At 35.2% G+C, this 22,574-nt stretch carries 11 protein-coding genes; 6 read left to right on the top strand and 5 right to left on the bottom strand.

What is annotated here, in order from left to right:
* Positions 1–719 precede the first annotated feature (719 nt).
* Positions 720–1,727: a lipid A deacylase LpxR family protein gene (locus tag T368_RS0105225; protein WP_004086608.1), complete on the bottom strand. Its 1,008-nt coding sequence runs from the start codon at positions 1,725–1,727 to the stop codon at positions 720–722.
* A gap of 462 nt (positions 1,728–2,189) precedes the next feature.
* Here T368_RS0105225 and T368_RS0105220 point away from each other — a divergent pair, with 462 nt between their 5' ends.
* A complete protein-coding gene (locus T368_RS0105220) occupies positions 2,190–4,115 on the top strand; it encodes a midas domain-containing protein (protein WP_230455627.1) in 1,926 nt (641 codons plus the stop codon).
* 369 nt (positions 4,116–4,484) lie between these two features.
* Here the strand turns inward: T368_RS0105220 and T368_RS0105215 are convergent, their stop codons facing one another.
* The 4 genes from T368_RS0105215 to T368_RS0105200 all read right to left on the bottom strand — a co-directional run bounded on the left by T368_RS0105215 (position 4,485) and on the right by T368_RS0105200 (position 8,064).
* On the bottom strand, positions 4,485–5,288 hold the full coding sequence (locus T368_RS0105215) for a TonB family protein (protein WP_004086612.1): 804 nt from the start codon (positions 5,286–5,288) through the stop codon (positions 4,485–4,487).
* Positions 5,289–6,161, bottom strand: coding sequence for a FliO/MopB family protein (locus tag T368_RS0105210; RefSeq protein WP_004086613.1), 873 nt, complete (start codon positions 6,159–6,161; stop codon positions 5,289–5,291).
* A gap of 24 nt (positions 6,162–6,185) precedes the next feature.
* Positions 6,186–6,572, bottom strand: coding sequence for a flagellar motor switch protein FliN (fliN, locus tag T368_RS0105205; RefSeq protein ID WP_004086616.1), 387 nt, complete (start codon positions 6,570–6,572; stop codon positions 6,186–6,188).
* 139 nt (positions 6,573–6,711) lie between these two features.
* Positions 6,712–8,064 (bottom strand): tetrahydrodipicolinate N-succinyltransferase N-terminal domain-containing protein, encoded by a 1,353-nt coding sequence (locus T368_RS0105200; protein WP_004086618.1) that lies wholly within the window; start codon positions 8,062–8,064, stop codon positions 6,712–6,714.
* Between the two features lie 650 nt (positions 8,065–8,714).
* Between T368_RS0105200 and T368_RS17100 the strand changes: the two genes are divergently transcribed.
* From T368_RS17100 to guaA, 5 genes are all read left to right on the top strand, one after another.
* Positions 8,715–10,808: a methyl-accepting chemotaxis protein gene (locus tag T368_RS17100; protein ID WP_027338340.1), complete on the top strand. Its 2,094-nt coding sequence runs from the start codon at positions 8,715–8,717 to the stop codon at positions 10,806–10,808.
* Between the two features lie 276 nt (positions 10,809–11,084).
* Positions 11,085–11,756: a hypothetical protein gene (locus T368_RS0105185; protein ID WP_004086622.1), complete on the top strand. Its 672-nt coding sequence runs from the start codon at positions 11,085–11,087 to the stop codon at positions 11,754–11,756.
* 12 nt (positions 11,757–11,768) lie between these two features.
* Entirely contained in the window at positions 11,769–15,266 is a 3,498-nt protein-coding gene (locus tag T368_RS0105180) for a hypothetical protein (protein ID WP_004086624.1), read from the top strand.
* Between the two features lie 13 nt (positions 15,267–15,279).
* A complete protein-coding gene (locus tag T368_RS0105175; RefSeq protein WP_004086626.1) occupies positions 15,280–15,993 on the top strand; it encodes an OmpA family protein in 714 nt (237 codons plus the stop codon).
* A gap of 370 nt (positions 15,994–16,363) precedes the next feature.
* Positions 16,364–22,573 (top strand): glutamine-hydrolyzing GMP synthase, encoded by a 6,210-nt coding sequence (guaA, locus tag T368_RS16610; protein WP_004086628.1) that lies wholly within the window; start codon positions 16,364–16,366, stop codon positions 22,571–22,573.
* Position 22,574: the final 1 nt, after the last annotated feature.

Genomic DNA, 22,574 nt, shown 5'->3' with positions numbered 1-22,574 from the left:
TTGCTTTTCCTTGTCATGTTGAGCCGCAAGGCGAAACATCTCTTTATATTTCAAAGCAGGGATTTTTCTAGCTTATTTCATTCAAAACACAATCAAGAACGCACACAAAAAAAGCCGCCGCAAAATTTGCAATATTTTTTTTAAAAAACACAGATTCAAAAAAAAGAGTTGAGAGACTTAAAAAAGTTAAATAGGCTAAGCATAAAAGCTTATTAAAGAAAGAAGTTTTATTAGATGTTTTAAAAGCCTTAAAAGAAACTTTCAAAACAAAGCAAACACCATAAACATGGGCTTAAAAACATATTTAAGTGATAAGGCTAAATATACTCACTTGGGATTCTAGCCCCCATAAAAACAATAAAAATTCCTACTTTAAAAGCATGTAGCTAACATAGCTTTTTATCCTTTTATTTGCCTATTTTCAGTGTGGTGGAAATAGATTCTAAGAAATCTTGCCATCTTGCATACTCTGGGTTGTGTCTGTTATTGAAGGTTTTTATTGTGTCTATATGTTTTATTTTTTGCGTATGTCTAATACGCTTATTTTATATTAAAAGATTATGAGGTGTTGTATTATAGACAATATTAAAATTTGAAACACACTATATTAACAGTCCTAAAAATTATTGATATAGTATTTTGCATATGTAGGCTGGTGTTATGTGGAGGTGTAAGTTAACATCATATGTTTTATAATAGGCAACTAATGGTATGCACTTCTAAAAACTTATCTCCAAACGCAATGTCGCATAGTTAGAATCAAGTAATTGTTCTCTAAATTCTTTTTGTTTATATGAATACATATAAGCTAGAGATATGCCCTTCCATGCGATTAAAACCCCGATCTCTGCTTCATAAACACACCTTGCCATATCAAGCTGTGTTTGAAATCCACCAAAAGAGTTTCCTTGTATAAACATATTGCGTCCTACAAAACGCTCTGCAATACCAAAAGTTACATAGAATCTAAAATCATCGTTCAAACTCATCGAACCTATATGATTTGAAGTAGCTTTTTGTATTCCAAAATCACCATGCAAACCATAGCCAACACGCATTTTTGCACCAACCTCTAAATGCGTATTTGCATTACCAAGGGCTATAACTCCATAAGGCAGTATATCAAAAATATTTGAGATGATATCAAAACGATACATTGCTTTACAATACGCATTCAATACAAATTCATTTTTAATCTGATGATCCCAACCTGCTAAAGGATAATAGTTGATTAACTCGTGTATTAAATCCTGTGCTTCTTTACCTAGTGCAGCCTTGCCCACCATGCCGATATTTAACTCAAGCTGTTCTAAAAAATTATCTGTGCGATTTTGTATCATGGTATTGAGATAGAGATAGCCGCCATAAGGGGCGTCATTTGCAGGTGGATTTAATGCAAAACGGGCTGAGGGCGTATAGACTTCTTGCCCTATGCCAATGCTAAAAGAGCTTACTAAATCTTTCTTAAAAAGCCTAGAGAATAATGTGGTATATGCAAGCGGACTATTCTGCCATTCTTTTGAGGTGTAACTAAGATTATGCCCAGCTGTATAGTATCTATCATAATTTGTAGGCTCAAAATATGCGTCATTATCGCTTGATAGTGCAATATGATGTTTGTTGTAAGCAACAATCTCTCTAGCATATAAAGTAGCATTCAGTATGCATAGAGCAATTATAAGCATAAATGCAGATTTATAGTTTCTATTTTGAATGTGAAAATACATGATTTCCTTTCATTAAGGTTTAGTTATTAATTAAAATTGGCTTTAAAATAACCCTGCCATCAATCAATACTATGGATAAAACTCACAAGATTCTAAAACTTTTACTATTTTTAGAATGCAAAACAATACAGACTTTTTGCTTATATTTCCATAAGTTTGTGTTAAGTTGTTTAGAAATGACAAAGACTTAGACTTTATATCTCTGGGTGAGGTGTGGATTTGCACGCTGTAAATAAGAAGTTTCTAGCCTTGAGCTTAGGATAAGTCCATAACATTGGACAATAATTAATTAAGACAGAATCAAATATATAAGTGCAAATAGAAGCAGTCAGATAAAAATTGTTAGTCAAAACAAAGACAAATATAGATATTTTATACTTTTATCTTAAAGCATGTTTTCAGCACTTTTAATGTATAATAAGCCTATTTCTATTTTGTGAGGGCATGATGAAAGCAAAGAATATGCGAATTCTCATTATACTTGTGTTGCTAGTTTTGGTAGGCGGTGTTGCTGTATATTACACAAATACCGCTGGTGATACGCAGAACAATAGAGCAGCGCTAGAGACCAAAGGGCAAGGTAATAAGCAAGATTTTGATACCAATCCGGATAAATCAAAAGATTCTCAAACAAAACATGAGGAAAATTTGGAATCTCATTTAGACACCAATGAGAGTGTGTTACCCACGGATACGCCCAATGAGAGACAAGAAACTCAATCTATAAAAACAGATACAGCAATTCCACTAGAAGATGATACTCTAAACTCAAATAGGCCACAGGATTCTAAAGCACAAAATCCCAATACCACCAAGGTATCGCAAGATAGCAATCAGCAACCTAAAGCAAATCTAAACCCCACAGCCAATACAACAGAATCTAAAAACAATAATTCTAAAACTAGCCCAAGTAAAACTCATAAAGATTCTGTAACAAAAACCGCTACAAAAGATAACAGAAAATCTAGCAAAGACATACAAAATACAGACACTACAACAAGCAGTAAAAAATCTGATAAAAACCCCACTAATGATAATCAAGCAGATTCCACCACTCTCGCAGAATCTAACACTACGCAAGATATACCTAATAAAGATAATGCCCCCAACGATGAGACTAATAAAGACAAATATGAAGCCATAACAACAGATTCTAATCACACAAACACACAAGATAATCAAGAAAGCAGCAAAAATGCAGAATCTAAAACTACAAATAATACAGAAAACACACGCCAAGATTCTAATCAATCTAATGATACATTAGCCCAAAATGAGACAGATTCTATAAATACGCAAAATAGAAGCATTGCAAACACTGAAAATATAGACCAAAACTCTATCAATCAAGATTCTACAAATCAGCAATCAGGCAATAAAGATTTAACTCATGAAACTAGCAATAAAGAAACGATGAATAACCAAGATGATAAGCAAAACAAACAAGAAAAAACAACACAAGATAACCCCCAAGACAAGGCAAACCAAACACAGCCAAGAGAAAGCACACAAACAGGTGCTTGTATAGCTGCTCTTAGCTGCAATAGCAGTGAGATAACACGCAGATTTGCCGCAACAAGCCTTGATTTACATGCAAGTGTGCGTGCTAGAGAAGAGGCACGACTGAAAGGGCAGAGTGCTGGAGATGAATTCATGCGTTTGTGGAAGCAGACAAGAGGGGCGATTTTACCAAAACTTACCTCGCGTGTAAGTAATATTTATGAGCAAGATTCTCAAGTTGATAGAGAGACTAGAATCTGCGTAGCAAACTACTACACAGAAGTGCTAGAAGACTTTGGCAATGGCTGGAAAGACAAAAAGGGCGATAAATCGCCTATGTATCAGGTTACCTATCAAATCTCATGTAAAGATTCAAATACAGACAAACTCACAATCCTAAATGAAACTCAAGTGCAAGGACGCAAACAAACAACAACCCTTGTGCGTAACAATGAAGCACGGCAAAAGCCACAAGGACGCACACCGCCAACGTGTGATTCAGATCTTGTGTATAGGCAGTTTGCACAGGCAGGATTCTACCAACACGCTATGGTAAGAGCCCAAGAGGAAGGTCGCAGAAACGGCACAGAGGCACAGCAAAAATTTATGCAACTATGGGACAAAACTAAAGCTCAAATCACCACAAAGCTAACCGCCCATATCAGTAATATTGAAGATAAGGGCATACAGAAAAAAACTCAAAAAAGAACATGTGTAGCAAACTACTACACAGAAGTGTTAGAAGACTTTGGCAATGGTTGGAAAGATAAAAAAGGCGATAAATCACCATACTATATTGTATATTACGCTGTTGCGTATGCAAATAATGAAGATGATAGCATTACGATTGACATTACCGCACAAAATAGGATAAAAAAGCCAAGGTAATATTGCTGTACCGCATTTTACTTGTTATGCTGTTGCTTAAGGTGGATCAAGCTTATGGGGTAATTCACCATCTATGAGGGATATAGGGGATCAGTGTGTAATGATTGGGAACTGGATTTTCTATTTTTATTGCCACAACCTATTTTTCCAAGTAGAAACTACATTCATACACTCAAGTTAAAGCTGTAATATTAAATGAGATTATTACTTTTTTAAGGTATCGCAAACCGCAAATATTGACTCATATTTGTAAATTGGTAGAGTCTAGATTTATTTGCGTTGAGTTATATTTGTTTTCGTATATGCTGGAGTTTTAGTCTGGCTAATCTTGGGCTGTGTTAAATTTAGGGTTATCAAATAAATTTGTGATTACTGCATCCTTAGGTTGTAGTTTCCTCTTACGCGTATTGTGATTGGCTTTGGGGGTCGCTTTAAACTTTTTGCGGACTGCTCTATCAATAATCGCATGGAATCATCTAGGGCTTCTGCGTTTGTTGATTGCAATATTTTTACATTCTCAATATGCCCATCTGGATACAATACAAATTCAATCAAGCCCACGCCTTGCTGTTTTAGATATATAGCAAGTTGTGGATAGCCCATTCTATCAGCGGTTTTTTGAAACACTTCGCCATTTAAAAAGTAACTCTCTGCTAGATAATCCTTTTCTTCCTTACTCATATTTTGCAGCTCTGTGCCATAAAGCTGCAAGAGATCATTGCGTATTTTTTGTGGCAGTTTATCAAAGTTTGCATTATCCGCTTGTCTTTTTAGCTCTTGTGTTAGGCTTGGCTTTGGACTAGCAAAGGGGTTGAATTCCCCTGTATTTTGCGGGATACTTAGACTTTGTAAGTCTATATCTGTGCTTGGTGGCGTTTGTGGCTGCGTGATTGTGGCTGTGCTTTTTTTTGTAATTTTCTGTTGCGGTGTAGGCTTATTTTGCGTGGCTTCTGTCTGTGGTTGTGATGTATTTGTGCTAGATTCTATAATGTTTGGCTGCATATTTTCCTGTTGCAACACACCAAGTGAGATAGGACGCAAAACCACCCTTTTTTCTGGCATAGGCAAACTTTTGTAGATAAAAAATAGGGCAATATGTGCAAGTATTGATAGACTAAAGGCGAGTAAGAATCTATCCTTATAGATTCTATAATGTGTGGCAACGCTACGCATTTACTGCCTTTTTGGTTGCTTAGAAAGAAGCTTTTCACTTAGAATCTGTGTGAAACTCTGTTGTGTTTGGCTAGATTCTATATCATTTGTTTTTTCTGTTTGTGTGTCGCAATGTATTGAATCAAGCAGGGTTATACCATGCGGATTTATGCCGATGAGATAGCGTTTCCCCCCGTATTTAATGAGTGCAATTTTATTTTTAGAATCAAGTATTTTTGCCTGTTCTAATACAATGCTAGAAGTTTCTATCCCTCTATTCTGCCGTAACTTAATCACATATAAGAGTATCAAAATAGCAATCATAATACCTAATACAAGGAAATATCGCCATGAGCTAATCTCATAACTATTCTCTTCTAATAAATTTTTTATATCAGAATCTTTAGCTAAGGGCTTATCTGTGTCGGTTTGGGTAGTATCAAAACACACAAGATATACCTTTGTATCATGTGAAATTAGCATGGCACTCTGTAATGCAGTATCTTTGCTGAATTCAATATAGGCGTGTTTTAATATAGAATCTTGCTTTATTGAAAGACTACCTAAAGGTGTAGCTATATGCTGTGTTTTATCAATGATAAAGTCTTTTAGCATGATATATTTATATTGTGAATTTGGCTGTTGTACCTTGATAGAGTCTTGCTTGATAGAATCTTGTATTGATAAAGGTGTGTTAAAACTTGTAGAATCTAGAATCTGTGGTGCAATGATAAGCTCTAAAAGTAAGGCAATATGTTCTTTATTGTCTATTTTAAGAACGCTAGATTCTGTCGTATCATGCAATATGGCTTGTGTTATCTTATACCTTGTAGCTGCATACACGCAAGAGAATAGGGCGTAATATAATAGAAATGCAAATATGCTATAACGCATACATATCCTTAAATCTTTATGCAATTAACTCTCATGGTCAGAGACTTCACGCGCAATGTAATACACAATCGCATTGGAATCTAAAATCTCATTAATCCTTATAGCAAGATTTCTTTCATATACCATAACTTCACCCTTGCCTACAACCCTATCATTTACAAATATCTCTACACTTGCCCCTGCTGGTTTTTGTAAATCTATGATAGAGCCTTTCTCATACTTTAGAATCTCATTAAGTGGTATTTGTGTCGTGCCTAAATCTGCGCTAAAAAGCACTTTCATATCAAGCAACCCCTCATAATTTGCCATCATATCTTCAAGATATGAAGCTAACTCAATCTCACGCGGGGTATGCACCTGCTTCTTGTCTAAAATCTCATATTTGTCTTCTGCTGCGTTCTTTTCTGCCATAACCACACTCCAAAAAATAATGCTAAATTATATACTATTTTTATAATTTTATAAAGAATATTTTGCAAGGCTTATTTATGCCTAAAAACTTCACATAAATAAACATAGTTTTTAAATCCTATTAGTAGCAAACTCCAAACTAATGCAAATCTTTATTCAAACTAATAGCCCTAGCACTTCTAAAGGCAATAAGACAAGGATTCTGTGTCATGAATCTAAAATGCACGCCATTTAGACCGCTTAGCATGTGTCCTTTATATAGTCCATTACTTTGTATTTCAAAATTAGCATTTACTTCTTTAATTTTTAGTGCCTCTTCGCTATCTATTTTTACCACACTTCCAGCAAGTATTGTAGTCCCAGCATCAACGATACAGCTATCCCCAAGGCTAATGCCTGTCACAGAGTTTGCCCCTAGTAAGCAGTTTTTACCAATGCTAATAGGCGTTGTATTCCCACCGCTAAGCACACCCAAAATACTTGCTCCACCGCCAATATCTGTGCCTTCACCAACGATTACAGATGAGCTAATGCGTCCTTCATTCATACAAGCCCCAAGTGTGCCAGAGTTGAAATTCACATAGCTAGCACCCGGCATTTGCGTATAACCAGCACCCAAAAACGCACCAAAACGAGTTTTTGCACTATCTAGGATTCTAATATTATCTGCTTGTGGTAATACCTGCATTAAATAGCGGGGGAATTTGTCTATAAAGTCAATACATGGGAATTCACCCTCCATTTTTAGCGATACTTCATTATCACGCAAATACTGCAATTCATAAGGCTTATTACCACTCCATGCAAGATTTGGTAAAAGTCCAAAGATTCCATCAAGATTAAGACTTCTAAGCGGTGCAAATCCTGCTGATAATGCGTGTAATTTAGCATAGGCTACTTGCAGAGAGTTTGTTTGTAAATCATCAAAATATGCAACAAGTTGGAATTTATAAAACTCATTTTCACCCTTATAGATATCACTTACATGACGCAATAACTCAAAAATGATTTGTATATTTTTATGCTTCTCCCCGATATGTCTGTGTATTTTGCTATCTGTAAAAAGCACATCAGCGGTTTTTATTGAGTATGGATCGGTTGAAAATTTATCGCAAAAATTCTTAAACTTTTGCAAAGTGTTTTCACCTGCATGTTTTTCATCATAGATTGAAAGCTCTTTTTCAATAAAGGGGTAAAATAGACATAACGCGCGAAATACAAATGCTGCATCAATATCAACAACCACTTCATTATTCTCAAAATTTTGCAATTTTGCCGCCGTTGCAAACACCGCAAAGCTACCAAAATTTTGCATAAAATTTAGAAAAGGAAAATTGATACTTATAACATTTTTAGAATCAAGGCGAGAAAGCTCTGCTCTAGCTATCCCAAAACTTTTTGGCTGCTTTTTGTCCTGATAGAACGCCTCTACAAATTGCTTAAAGTCAGCTTCTGTGCGAATGATTGATATTGAAGAATGGCTTGGTGACATAAAATCTCCTTTGAAATAGTATAGAACTCTAGAATAAACCCGTTATGGTATCATAAAAGTTTGTATTTTTAGTTGCATGAAATTATAGTAAGGTATGCAGGGCTAACTTTTTTGAAGTTTGCTATCTATGCAAACATAGAAATGCAAAAAATATAACATTGATTTTTAATAATGAAAATAATGTGATTGTTAATGGTGTTATATATTAATTCTACTTTTAGAATCCTGCATAGCAATAGTATTGAAAATAGTATTAAAATCGCATGATATAAAACTTTTTGATACAAATATTCCATATTTAAGCACTCATACCATTTCATAATGCATAACTATGTAAAATTTATATTAAATAAAAATAATGAAAAATACATATATACAGAAATAATATTTATGTAATTAAAAATCAAAAATATATAATAATATAGCTACAAAATTATATATATGATAGTTTTCATATACTAAGAATAAGTATTTTTTTGCTATAATTGCAGTTATCCATTTTGTTTTATAGAATCTTTATTTTTTTGCATTGTCTTAGCGTAGTTGAAATGTTCTCTTTAGATTTGTAACCTTATACTAAAGAAGTGCTGATATAGATTCTAAATAAAACAACAATATTTCTAACTAAATGCGAGAAGGGAGATGATATTATGAATTTTTACTCAAGACTTGGTATCGGTGCAAAAATCCTTATAAATGTAAGCACCATTCTTATAATATGTATGCTTATTATGCTTGGAGTTATTGTAAAAGAATCAACAGAGATTCAATCGCGTGAAGCAGAAAAATTGATTATTAACGCAGGGAAACGCACAAGTAATGTCATGCGTGGTTATCTCGATGAGGTTATGCTATCTCTTGCCTTATCTCAACGAAATATCGAAGAACTCTTAACGGCAAATGGTGGCAATCAAGCAATCATGGAAGATAATGTCATGAATATGATTAAGACAACTGAGTGGGGGAGCTATGGCTATGTGTATTTAAAAGATTCTAGATATAGTGGTGATAATATCATAAATCCAAAGAATAGACTAGATAATGATGATTTTTTGATCCTTATGTATGATCCAAATATAAGTGGGGATATAAAACATTTACAAGCTCATTCAAATCTTACAAATCTACCCGGTTTCAAAGAAGTCATGCAGACAGGGAAACCCAGTATCGGCATACCTAGGATATTAGAGATAGATGGCAATAGTCAATTTGGTGTAACTATAAATTTTCCTATCTTAAACAGAAAAAAAGAAATTAAAGGGATAATTGGTTTTTTTGTTGAGTTTAAAACATTTAGTAACGAGATTCTGGCAAACAGAAGATCTGTATTTACAAACGATTATAATATACTTATCGCGCAAGATGGCACGATTGTAGCTCACCCAAATGAGTCATTTTTGGGTAAAACTTTAACTCAAGCAAATTCTCACCCAAGTATGCAGGCAGTTGTAGATTTTATAAGCACCCACAAAGAAGGTGTGCTTCAGTATTACAATGCTCGTGGAGAATTAAGCTATGCGGGTATCGTGCCTTTTAAAGCAGGCCGAAATATGGATACCTATTGGACATTTATGGTTGTCGCACCTGAAGATTCTATATTCAGTTCTCTTTTTAAACTCCGTCTTACTATTTTATGCTCCGTGCTTATATCGCTAGGGGTTATCATTGTTGCTACACAGCTTTATATTAGAAAGCGTATTGTTTCAAGGATTCATAATGTGCGTCATCATTTACATGCATTCTTTGCTTTTCTTAATCATGAAAGGAAAGAGTTGCCAAATGCGTTGCGACCAAAGGCATTAGATGAAATAGGAGAAATGGCACGAGCCATCAATGACAATATTGAAAAAACAAAGCTTGGATTAGAATCTGATAAAGCTCTTGTAGCAGAATCTCTTCAAGTCATAGATAGAGCAAAGCAAGGACATGCTGATAGACTTATTGAACAAAAAGGAAATAGTCCACAATTAAATGAATTAAGAGATTCTGTAAATGAGTTATTAAATCTTTTAGCTGTAGGTGTAGGTAAGAATCTAAATGAAATCAATCGCGTGTTTGAATCTTATGTAAGCCTAGATTTCACAACAGAAGTAAAAGACGCACAAGGTAGAGTAGATATTGTTACAAATACTTTGGGCAAAGAGATTAGAAGTATGTTGCATACAAGTCAAAGTTTTGCAAAAGAGTTAGAATCTAAATCAAAAGATTTAGAAGAAGCAGTAACTACTCTTACACAAAGCTCAAACACACAAGCAAGCTCACTTCAGCAAACTGCTGCTTCAGTTGAAGAGATCACTTCATCAATGCAAAATGTAAGTGGTAGAACAAGTGAAGTTATAGCTCAAAGCGAAGACATTAAAAATGTAATAGGCATTATTAGAGATATTGCAGACCAAACAAACTTACTTGCACTAAATGCAGCAATAGAAGCAGCAAGAGCAGGAGAGCATGGTAGAGGCTTTGCAGTCGTAGCTGATGAAGTAAGAAAGTTGGCAGAGAGAACTCAAAAGTCTTTAGGTGAAATAGAAGCAAATACAAATATACTAGTCCAAAGCATAAATGACATGGCAGAATCTATAAAAGAACAAGCACAAGGCATAGGACAGATTAATGAATCTATCTCGCAACTAGAGCAAACCACACAGCAAAATGTAGAGATTGCTAATAAATCACAAGATATAAGCACTGCAATAGATTCTGTCGCTGCTAAGATTCTAGAAGATGTAAATAGGAAGAAGTTTTAAGATGATATAAGTTTCTGTATATGCTTATCATACAAAAACTTTTTACTTAAAATCTTTTGTATAGTCTCTATTTTTTTGGAGCATATAGTAAAATCACATGCAATACTTCTCTACTATATGCGAGAATTAATCCAAATAAACAAAAACATAATTAACTTATCCTTTTCATATCATAGATTAAAAAATAATAAAATTTTGCTATAATCACGCGATAACGAAAAAATGGAAAAACAACATAAACAAAAAACAAGATAGCAAAAGGGAGTAAAATCATATATGGAAATCCTTGAGATTGAGAATCATGCGGAGTTAAAGAGCGCAAAAAATGGCTTAGTATATGCTGTTCTTTGCGGTATTATTATCTGTATGTTATCCCCTATACTCGTGCAATCTGATATGCTTTTTAATGTTATTTCACTTGCTTTCTTAGTATATAGTCTCTATGTGTTATATAGATTCAGTAAGATTGTTAATGCGTTATTATTTCGCAATTATGTGTATATGATAGTTATACAGATTCTTTGTAGCTTTGCCCTAGCTTTGTTTGAATCTAGCAGTGCGTTAGTGCTTTTAGAAGCTTTAATCGCCTATTTTATTGTAGCCCTTTGCTGCAATATGTATTTTTCTTATAAGATCGCTTATGAGATGAGTTCTATTACTAACTTAAGGCATTTTATCACCGCTTTTAGACTTTATGTTATAGCATCTTTTGTTATGCTTTTAGGGGTTTTGCTTGTGGCATTAGCCTTTGATACCAGCGGGATACAAAGCGGTATGCAGGTTGATATAGCTATTGCGACTTTAGCAGAGGCAAATTCTAGTTTATTATTTGCCTTTTTAGTATTGCTTGTTGTGATATTTGCTACATTTTGCATAGCACTTGGCTTTATACTGCGTGGTCTTATAAAAATTACACATGTAAAAGTGAGAATATCAAATATACATTAAATAGAGGTTGCAATGATTATTAATATAGTTTTTACGCTAATTATGCTAGGACTAGCTGTATGGGATTTAAGAAGCTTTGGTAGTAACAATCACAAAGATTTTAAATCACTCATTATGAGTATAGGGATACTTGGGACATTTGCAGGTATCTTTGTGGGGCTTATAGGCTTTGATACACATGATTTATTAAGCTCTGTGCCTATGCTTTTAGATGGGCTAAAGATAGCCTTTTACACTTCTATTGTAGGTATGGGATTAGCCATAGCCCTTAGCATATATCAAAAAGGAAAAAGCAAGGCAACTGAAAATAGTGAAATAGATTTTATCGCTACACAAGCACACAAACTCGATGAACTCATGCACTTAAGAGAACTCACATATATTAATACCGCATTAAGAGAGATTAAAGCAGAGTTTGTAAAAAAAGAAGATTTTGAAAAAGACTTAAAACAAATGCTAAAAGATATTGATGTCTCCTTGCATAAAGCCCTTGAGACATTAGCAAGTGGAGCAAGCAAAGAACTCATTAAAGCTTTAGAGATAGTGATTAGTGATTTTAATAATAACTTAAAAGAGCAGTTTGGTGAAAACTTTAAGCAATTAAATGAAGCAACCTATAATATGCTAACATGGCAAGACCAATATAAACAACAGATATTAGATAATACAAACTCAATGCAAATGATGCAGCAAACCCTAAAAGATACGCAAGATTCTATGCAGCAAGCAACAGAATCTATCCTAGCAAATAAAGAAAATCTCGCACAAATACAAGAATATAATAAGCAAAATAATCAAATACAAGAAAATCTAATACAAGCATTACAAATGCTAAACGCGCTAGAACAAAGCTTTGAAGAAAAATTACAAGCAATAGCAACGCTAAAAGATTCTAGCCTTGAAGCCCTAAAAGATTCTAAAGACTTTATTAAATCTTTGCAACAAGCAAAAGAAGACTTGCAAGAGTATTTGCGTAATTATGAAGAAAAGCTACTTTCATTTTTTGAAACAAGCTGTGCTAGACTTGATAGCACAAATACAACCCTGCAAACTCAAAATAGCCAGATTCTAGAATCTATTAAAATATCTTATAATGACTTTAAAGATTCACTGCAAAATGCAAACACAGAAGTTTTAGAATCTTTTAAAGAAGCGAGTAAAACCTCAAATGATTTAGCAAAAGTGATTAATGAAGATATAGAGATGAAGTCAAACTCTATGCTATCTCTTAATGAATCCTTTAAGAATAACGCAGATTCTATGCTAGAAAAACTCAACACAGCGAGTAATGAAAGCATACATAAAGCCGCACAAATGCAAGAAAAAATGCAAACACTCTATAACGAGCAGTTTGCCACACTTCATACAAAGATGACAGATACAACAGAGATTTTGCAAGAAACGCTTACAAATAACGCGAATAAGCTAGAAAACTTTACAAAAGATTCTATACAAACGCTTGCAAATGCCTTTGAAGAACGAGATAAAATCTTACAAAACATATTGCAAAATAATTATGAAGCAATTATGAGAAATATTGATGCGTTGTATCAAAACTTCCAAGAAAAAGTAGCCAAAGATTATCAATATATGCAAGATAAGATTCTAGAATCTTCTCAAACAGCCTATGACTTCCTAAAAGATTGTGCGAAAGAATTAGAAGATTCTGGAAAGATAAATCTACACACAAGTATAGAAATGACAAGCAATCTTGCAAAAGAGCATATAAACACACTTCAAAATATGCAAGAAGAAAACTTTACGCAAATAAACGAACATGCCCTAAAAACAAAAGAATTTATCACACAAGCTCAAGAAGCAAGTATGCAAACTCTAACTAACCTGCATACAGCAGCACTAGAAAAGCTAGAAGAAAGCAGCAAGGAAACAACACAAAACACAATAGAAAGTCTATCCACACTCCACACTGCATATAAAGAAAATATAGAATCTAGTCTGCAAACCACACACGAACACCTAGAAAAAGAGCTAAATATGCTACATGAAGCCACAAAAGACACACTCCAAAACATGCAAGATGGACTTCAAACGCAGCATACAAAGACAACAGATTCTATCACCGCAGTGATTAAAAACTCAAGTCAGCATTTCATACAAACTTCAGATGATTTTGTAGAATTACTCAAAGGGCAATATAAGCGTATGAATACCACTTTTGATAAACAAGCCCAAGAAATGCAAGAGTTTTTACAAACACAAACAAATACCTTGAATGAAAATCTATTATCACAAAATGAGAATCTAAAAACAACCTTTAGCACACAAACAGAGCAATTACAACAAGACCTAAGCAAAAAAGGCGAGATATTACATGAATTTTTACAAACACAAACTACCTGCCTTGATACAAACTTACAGCAAATGCTAAATAAGTTTAATAAAATGCTAGAACATAATTATATGAATCTAAGCGATATGCTTGAAAAAGATAATAATCTCATTGTAAAAAGTCTAGATTCTCAAGCTATAAATCTATCAAATAGCCTTATAAACTCACACCAAAAGCTAGATGACTTCCTGCAATCTACTTATGAAAAATTAAGCAATAATGCAGACTCCTTGCTTTCTAAAATCACAAATAATAGCACGACGCTATCAAGGAATCTAGGGCTAACAAGTGATGCTTTAAAAGAGAACTTACAAGAGATTATTGAGAAACTACAAGAGACAAATACAGAAAGTCAAAAAAGCTATGATGAAAAGCTAAATCACACATTAAGCACACAGCAAACAATATTCACAGATATACAGACAAAATCGCAAGGATTCTATGATACCATAGGTAAAAATTTAGAGAGTTTTACGCAGAGTTTGCAGACAACAAGCAGTGATATTCACTCAAACTGCCAAAATATTCTAAGTGATATGAAAACTTTGAGAGAGAATAATCAGAATCTAAGCCAAGAAGCCCTAAGTCTAGCAAAAGAGACTTATGCGAAATTCTATACAAATTTAGAAGAAAATCTAAACTCACTCACACAAGGGCTTATCACTCAATTTAGTAGTGTTATGCAAAAAAATGAAGGCTTATTACAAAACTTTGATGATAAAATATCAAGTTTTAGCTCCACACTTGAAGGCTTTGAGGGCAGCACAAAAACAAGCTTTGAAAATCTTAACACCCATTTTAAAAATCTCTGTGTGCAATACATTAAGCTTATGCAAGCAAGTATGCAAGCAAATATTAAGAATCAAAATCAAGCCACACAAGAATTGCATAAAGCAGTCCAAGCCATAGAAATAAATGTGAAAACTATCACAGCTTCAAGCGATACATTACTTACAAAACAAAAAGAAACACTAGAAGCAGTGGTAACGCATTTTAAAACAAACACAGATGAGATAGTAAGACAAGGGGCATTAATCCATGAAAATTTAGGTACAAATCTTGAAGCCCTAGATTCTAAAATGGAGCAAATGACACAAAGCTTTGCGAACAATTATGAATGGTTTTTAAAGAAAGTTAAAGAAATTATGGGTGTTGCATAGCTAAGGGAAGCGTATGGAAGAGAAGTCAAGCCATTGGATTACCATATCAGACATGATGTCTGGTATCATGATGATTTTTATGATGATTGCCATAGCCTTTATGGTAACTTTAGAGAATGAAAAAAAGCAGCTAGAGATACAGAATGAAAAAATGCGAGATTTAGCAGAGAATTATTCAAACCTGCAACAAGAACTCTACAAGGATTTAATGCAAGAGTTTGGCAAGGATTTAAAGAAATGGGACGCTTTTATAGATGAAGATACAACGATACGATTTCAAAAGCAAGATATTTTATTTGATGTGGGACAAAAGAGAGTAAAAGAGAGATTCCAAAAGATACTAGATGATTTTTTCCCGCGTTATGTGCGTATTTTATATGGTGAAAAATATAGGGATTTTATAGAAGATATTAGAATCGAGGGGCATACCTCTAAAGACTGGGAAGGCGCACAATCGCTTGAGAGACGATATTTGGGCAATGCTGAATTAAGTCAAGAGAGAGCTTTTCAAGTGCTAAAATATTGCTTTTCACTACCTAGCATTAATGATAAGCAAGAATGGCTTATTAAACTTTTGCGTGCAAATGGCGTAAGCTTTGCAAAACCACTAGCAAGTGATGAGTTATCAAGAAGAGTTGAGTTTCAAGCAAGCTTTAAGGCAAACGAACAGATTCAAAAGATATTACAAGCAGGACAAAATAAGAAAAAAGATAGGGTAAAAAGCTAGTTTTTTGCATTCTATGCTTCCTTGCCCTTGTATGGTTGGTTTTATTTGGATTTATAAATTGTTCAATCGTGCAACATTTATCTTAATTTTATATATCTTTTTGCTATTTGTTCGTATATTCTTTTACTGAATATTCGACACACTTAAACTAAAACGATCACACATTATTTGAAATCGTATCTTATTGATTGTCGAAATAATGTATAAAACAAAAATTACACTCTTTTTATATTTTTTATCAAAGAGTGCATTTTTATTTAAGATATTTCACACAAACTTATCATAACTTATTTTTTATTTTTTTTGATATAATCTAGTTAAATAAGACTCTTTAAGTTATAGTTAGTTATATAGTATAAAAGGAGATATTATGAATAATCCGCAGATTTTAGTCCTTGATTTTGGTTCTCAATATACACAGCTTATTGCAAGAAGATTGCGTGAATATGGCATTTATACAGAGATTGTCCCCTATTTTGAAACACTAGATTCTATTAAGGCAAAAAAGCCTAAAGGTATCATTTTAAGTGGCGGTCCAGCAAGTGTGTATGAAGAAGGGGCGTATAAGCCAGATTCTAGAATCTTTGATTTAAATATTCCTATACTTGGCATTTGCTATGGTATGCAGTATATCGCACACTTTTTTGGTGGGAGTGTGGTAAAGGCTGAAGCTCAAGAGTTTGGTAGGGCGGTTCTAACGATTCTAAATGGAGATTCTCTAACACATGATAATGAGCTTAATTTGCAAACTACACATTGCATAATGCGAGAATATACCCTAGATGATTTATCTAGCCTGTGTGATTTGGTAAGTGATAAAGAGAGTATGCAAACATTAAAAACTTTAAATCCACAAGAGGCAAAAGCATGGCTAGATAAGCAAATAGCAAGTTATAAGCAACATGGCTATGGGATTTGGGCGGTGATTGATAAAACAAACGGAAAGATTATCGGTAATGCAGGTATTGAAAAAGCGACTATAACTCATAATGGCATATCACAAGAAGTTTTAGAAATAGGCTACATTTTAGAAAAGGCATATCAAAATAAGGGCTATGGTCAAGCAATACTCAAGGAATGCATAAATTATGCTTTTGAAAAACTTTATGCAAATGAAGTCTATTTTCTCATACATAAAGACAACCATGCTTCATTGCATATTATACAAAAGCTTGATGGGGCTTATTGTGAAACGCATAATGATGAAATGCTATGGAAAATAACAAACCATCAGGCTAATAAAGCCCATAAAAGTCAAAGCAAACAAATAACAAGCGATACGCTTATTTTGCGAGAGTTTGTCTCAAGTGATTTAGAGGATATAGAATCTATGCTTTTAGATTCTGAAGTGATGAGTGCATGGGGCAGGGCTTTAAGCAAACAAGAGGCAAAAGAATGGCTAGATAAGCAAATGCAGTCATATAGAAAGTATGGCTTTGGCTTATTTGCAGTCGTTGAAAAAAGTGGCAATGAGATAGTAGGGCAATGTGGCATTACATGGCAGAGTGTGCAAGATTCTAATCTTTATGACACAATTAAGGCGAGTTTGAGTAATGCAGACTATTTAAACCATGCAGCACAACACGCCATGCAAACCTTGCTAGATTCTAAAGCACCATTATTGCCTGAACTAGGCTATATCTTCAAAAAAAGTCATTGGCATAAAGGTTTGGCAAGTAAAGCAACTAAAATGTGTATGGAATATGCGTTTAAAGAGTTAGGTTTGCCCCTGCTTATAAGCCTTATAAAAACGGATAATATCGCCCCACAGAATCTAGCGAAACGACTTGAAATGCGTATCATAGGCAAAAGCAATAAGACTTTTGATAATAAAGAAATGGCACATTTTGTCTATATGCTAAAAGCAAGTGATTATATAGGGCTAGATTTAAATGCAAATGATTCTAAAAAAGTCTTGCTTGAGTTTGCAAACTATACAAAAAATAATCCTATGAGTGCCGATACAAAAGATGAGCTTTTAAAGATATGGAGAGATTCTGTGCATGCAACCCATCATTTTTTGAAAGCAAAGGATATTGATGAGATTGCAAATGATGTGGAGAATCTTTTAGATTCTATTTGTTTAGAATCTAGTTTGACACAAAATCCAGATTCTACAAAACGCACAATGAAGAGTTCTGTGGAAGTATCTTTAGGCAATTTTGCAGGTTGTGTAGATATTGCAACAAGGAGTTATCTAGACGATAATGACGCAGTTGCAATATCAAACTTCTGCAAAAGTGGCAAAGAGACAACGCAGTCAAACAAGAATCTAGATTCTAAAATAACGCACCCTAAACCCTGCACCCACCCAGATTTGGTGGAGAATCTAGATTCTATACATTTTGCACCCCAAAGCCCTGCACCCGCCCAAGTGGTTGGGAATCTAGATTCCACGCATATTATTGTAGCAAGCGATTACGACAAAAAGCTAGGCTTTATTGCGTTGCGAGGCAATAAGATTGAAGCCCTATTTATAACCCCTAGCGCGTTTAAAAAAGGTGTTGGAAAAGCATTGATAGCAAAGGCTTTAGAATCTGGCTTAGGTGATTATGATTATATTCTAGTTGATTGTAATGAAGCAAATACTGATGCAATCGCATTCTATCATACACTAGGCTTTGCTATCTTTGGCAGAAGCCCTAAAGATTCTTATAATAGAGATTTAGCGCTCGTGCATTTTAAGGCAAGTAGTGCGTTACTCATGCGTTCTTTTAATCTTAGCTATGATATGCCTTTATTTGAGACAGAAAGACTTATAATAAGGGCTATGCGTAAAAGTGATACAGCAGAGCTTAATGCTATGCTGCTTGATCATGAAGTAATGAGTTCATGGGAGTATAACTTTAATGATTCAAGTGTGCAAGAGTGGCTTAATACGCAGTTAGAGAGATATAAAAAGTTTGGCTTTGGGCTTTGGGCTGTGATAGAGAAAGAAAGCGGGGCAATGATAGGACAAGCAGGACTTAGCTTGCAAACCTATAATGATAAAAAAGTGCTTGGCATGACCTATATCATCGCAAAAAGCCATTGGAAAAAGGGCTATGGTGCTGAAGTGGCACTTGGGTGTAAGCATTATGCTTTTAATGTATTGAAAGCAAAAGAGCTATATTTGCTTATTAAAGAAGATAGTGAGGCGTCAAAGGCAGTAGCAAATAAACTACAAGCGTATTTGCTTGGAGAGACGACTTGGACTTATCGTGGCAGAGAAATGCAGCGGCTTGTATATAGAATCAAAAACACAAATACAACGCATTTTAGCCTTGAGACAAACCGCACGATATTGCGTCCTTATAAAGACTTCGATTATCCTATGCTTAGGGCAATCTTGCAAGATAAAGAGACTATGCAATCTTTCAATGGTGCATTAAGCGAAGAAGAAGTGCAGACTTGGATAGAGAGAGAACAAAGCAGTATAGATCGATTTGGCGTTGGCTGGTGGGTTATCGCTGATAAAAATAATGGCAGCGTGATTGGACTTGCAGGACTTCATTATACAAAATATCTTGAAATGCAGTATGTATTGCATAAAGACCATTTACATAAAGGCTATGCTATTGAAGTAGCCCTTGCATGTAAGGAATATGCCTTTAAGCATTTGCGTGTAAAAGAGATGTATTCACTATGTAGGGAAGAAGATATTGCTGCACAAAATGTAGCAAAGAGAATTGGCATGGAAAAAATGGGGATTGTAACTGATGAAAATAGCAATACAAAATACATAGAGTTTTGTGCTACAAGTAGGATAAATCCACTCTCTTATACAAAGTATAGCTATACAGATTCTATGGAATCTCTAGAATCTTTGCAAAAAAATCTTAGCAGATTAAATCTAAAAATTAATTCATTGAATACGCTAGATTCTAAAGAAGTGCTAGATTTAAGTGCGTTATGGCAAGAATACGTTGCAAAAACGCATACGCATGTATCACAAGAAGCAATCATTAGTAGTGGTAAAAATATGCAAGACATTCTCTCAAAATGTCATCAATGCTTGGTTATTGAAAGTATAGAAGAGAATGCGAAAGAAAATGAAGCATTAGGCTTTTTAGTCGTATATGATAAAGCAGATAAAAATAGCTTTGTAGAGATATTTTTATGCACGAATAAGGCAAGATTAGAAAAAGAGGGTATAGCATTATTACAAGCATTGTTGCATACAAATGATAGTGAGATAATTACGCTACCTTGCCTTTTAGAGCAAGATGAAGCGGGGCTATTATATGAGTATCTGGGCTTTATTAAAAGCGGTGATGACACTCACTTTAAACACCTTGAAAATGAAATATCAAATGTAGATAAAAATCTCGTGTATAACTATCATAATACAGAATTGCCCTGCTTTATTTATGGGGTTACAAAAGACAAGCTGAAACTTTCATTGCGTTCATTCTTATTGCAAGATTCTCTCTATTGCGATAGAGAATCTTTACTCATAAGCACATATTCAACGCTAAGGGGCAATACTCATAATAATGTAGAAAATAAGAATAACAAGATAGCATTATTTGCTAATGTGAAGCAAGATTCTATCGTGTGGATGAGCCACGCGGATAAGGTAGAATCTATCCCGCAGGGCTTTAGTGAGCTTGCAAAGTCGGGCAATACGCATTATTGTGCGATTGCGGATTCTAAACGCAAGATTTACGCCCTGCAATTTCACCCCGAAGTCGTGCATAGTGAATGTGGCGGGGAGATTTTGAAAAATTTTGCTGTGGGAATCTGTGGGGCAGATACGAACTGGAATATGCGGAATTTTGCGGAAGCTGAAGTCGCAAAACTGCGTAAAATCGTCGGCGTGGATTATGCAAAGAATGCACTAGAGATTCCTACCCGTTGTGCGTGGGCAACCGATAAAGACGAAGCGACAAGAAAACTCTATGAAAACTACCACGATTATGAGTGGGGTGTGCCTCTGCACGAGGATAAGAGACTCTTTGAACAGCTTGTGCTAGAGGGCTTTCAGGCGGGGCTTTCTTGGATTACGATTCTAAAAAAACGCGAGAGTTTTAGGGTGGCATTTGATGACTTTGATCCTAAGATTATCGCTGCTTATGATGAGCGTAAAATCAATGCACTAATGCAAGATAGTGGCATTATTAGGAATCGTGCCAAAATAGAATCTGCAATTAATAATGCAAAGGCGTTTTTGGCTGTGCAGAAAGAGTTTGGAAGCTTTGATAAGTATATTTGGGGCTTCGTGGGAGGTAAGCCTATTATTAACAATTTTGAAAGTATTGCGGAGTTACCTGCTTCCACGCCATTATCCGATACGATAGCTAAGGATTTGAAAAAACGTGGGTTTAAATTTGTAGGTAGCACGGGTATGTATGCGTTTATGCAGAGTGTGGGGATTGTCAATGACCATTTCACCTCGTGCTTTAAGAGGCATTCAGTTTGTGGCGACTTTTTGGCGAGTGCTTCGGACGCTTCACTGCGGAGTATGTCCAATACGCCTCATTCGCTTACCTCGCACAACACCAAAAATTCACACACAATCTTAGAATGCCAAGATTCTAATGTGGATTCTAAATATATAGGATATAGCCAAAATCAAGGGCGGCAGGATTTTGTAGATAAAAATGGAGCTTTGCAAGATGAGGCGAGGGAATTACCTCAAGCGGTAATGACCGAAGTTGAGAGGGCAGACTCCGCAAAAAGTGGCAAAGAGACGCCAAGCAAAGTTTTGTGTGCGGTGAGTGGTGGGGTTGATTCTAGTGTCGTTGCAGCTTTGCTTTATCGTGCCATAGGAGAGAATCTTATCCCTGTGTTTGTGGATACAGGGCTTTTACGCAAGGGCGAGAGAGAGGCAGTGGAGAAAATGTTTAGAGAAAACTTAAAAGTGCCTTTGATTACTGCGGACGCAAACGAGTTGTTTTTAAAGCGACTTAAAGGTGTGCTTGACCCAGAGAGGAAGCGCAAAATCATTGGCGAGACTTTTATTGAGGTGTTTGAAAAAGAGGCGAAAAAGCACAATGCAAAGGGCGAGATAAAATTCCTTGCACAAGGCACACTTTACCCCGATGTGATAGAATCTGTGAGTGTCAAGGGTCCCTCTAAGACGATAAAATCTCATCACAATGTCGGTGGGCTGCCTGAATGGATGAAGTTTGAGCTGATTGAGCCATTACGAGAGCTATTTAAAGATGAAGTGAGGGCGTTAGGTAGGGAGCTAGGAATGCCTGAATCTATGCTAATGCGCCACCCCTTTCCGGGACCCGGACTTGCCATTCGCATTATGGGCGAGGTGAATAAGGCGGATTTGGATTTGCTGCGTGAGGCGGATTCTATCTTTATAGACGAGTTGCATAAAGCGGGGCTGTATGATAAGGTGTGGCAGGCGTTTTGTGTGCTACTGAATGTGCGAAGTGTAGGCGTAATGGGCGATAATCGCACTTATGATAATACGATTTGTGTGCGAGCTGTGGAGGCGTTGGACGGAATGACAGCGAGTTTCTCACACTTACCCCACGCATTTTTAGAGAGCGTTTCAAATCGCATAATCAACGAAGTAAAAGGCATTAACCGCGTAGTGTATGACATCACCTCAAAACCACCGGGGACTATTGAGTGGGAGTAGG

This window comes from Helicobacter bilis ATCC 51630 (genome assembly GCF_000686565.1).
In the GTDB taxonomy this organism is placed as follows: Bacteria; Campylobacterota; Campylobacteria; order Campylobacterales; family Helicobacteraceae; genus Helicobacter_A; species Helicobacter_A bilis.
This window is presented reverse-complemented; position numbering and strand designations above follow the sequence as displayed.

What these genes read in the sequence shown, in the direction of transcription:
- fliN (WP_004086616.1), bottom strand. Translation starts at nt 6,572, where the DNA reads ATGGCAGAAAAGAACGCAGCAGAAGACAAATATGAGATTTTAGACAAG.
- T368_RS0105225 (WP_004086608.1), bottom strand. Translation starts at nt 1,727, where the DNA reads ATGTATTTTCACATTCAAAATAGAAACTATAAATCTGCATTTATGCTT.
- T368_RS0105215 (WP_004086612.1), bottom strand. Translation starts at nt 5,288, where the DNA reads ATGCGTAGCGTTGCCACACATTATAGAATCTATAAGGATAGATTCTTA.
- T368_RS0105175 (WP_004086626.1), top strand. Translation starts at nt 15,280, where the DNA reads ATGGAAGAGAAGTCAAGCCATTGGATTACCATATCAGACATGATGTCT.
- T368_RS0105200 (WP_004086618.1), bottom strand. Translation starts at nt 8,064, where the DNA reads ATGTCACCAAGCCATTCTTCAATATCAATCATTCGCACAGAAGCTGAC.
- T368_RS0105210 (WP_004086613.1), bottom strand. Translation starts at nt 6,161, where the DNA reads ATGCGTTATAGCATATTTGCATTTCTATTATATTACGCCCTATTCTCT.
- T368_RS0105185 (WP_004086622.1), top strand. Translation starts at nt 11,085, where the DNA reads ATGGAAATCCTTGAGATTGAGAATCATGCGGAGTTAAAGAGCGCAAAA.
- T368_RS0105220 (WP_230455627.1), top strand. Translation starts at nt 2,190, where the DNA reads ATGCGAATTCTCATTATACTTGTGTTGCTAGTTTTGGTAGGCGGTGTT.
- T368_RS0105180 (WP_004086624.1), top strand. Translation starts at nt 11,769, where the DNA reads ATGATTATTAATATAGTTTTTACGCTAATTATGCTAGGACTAGCTGTA.
- T368_RS17100 (WP_027338340.1), top strand. Translation starts at nt 8,715, where the DNA reads ATGAATTTTTACTCAAGACTTGGTATCGGTGCAAAAATCCTTATAAAT.
- guaA (WP_004086628.1), top strand. Translation starts at nt 16,364, where the DNA reads ATGAATAATCCGCAGATTTTAGTCCTTGATTTTGGTTCTCAATATACA.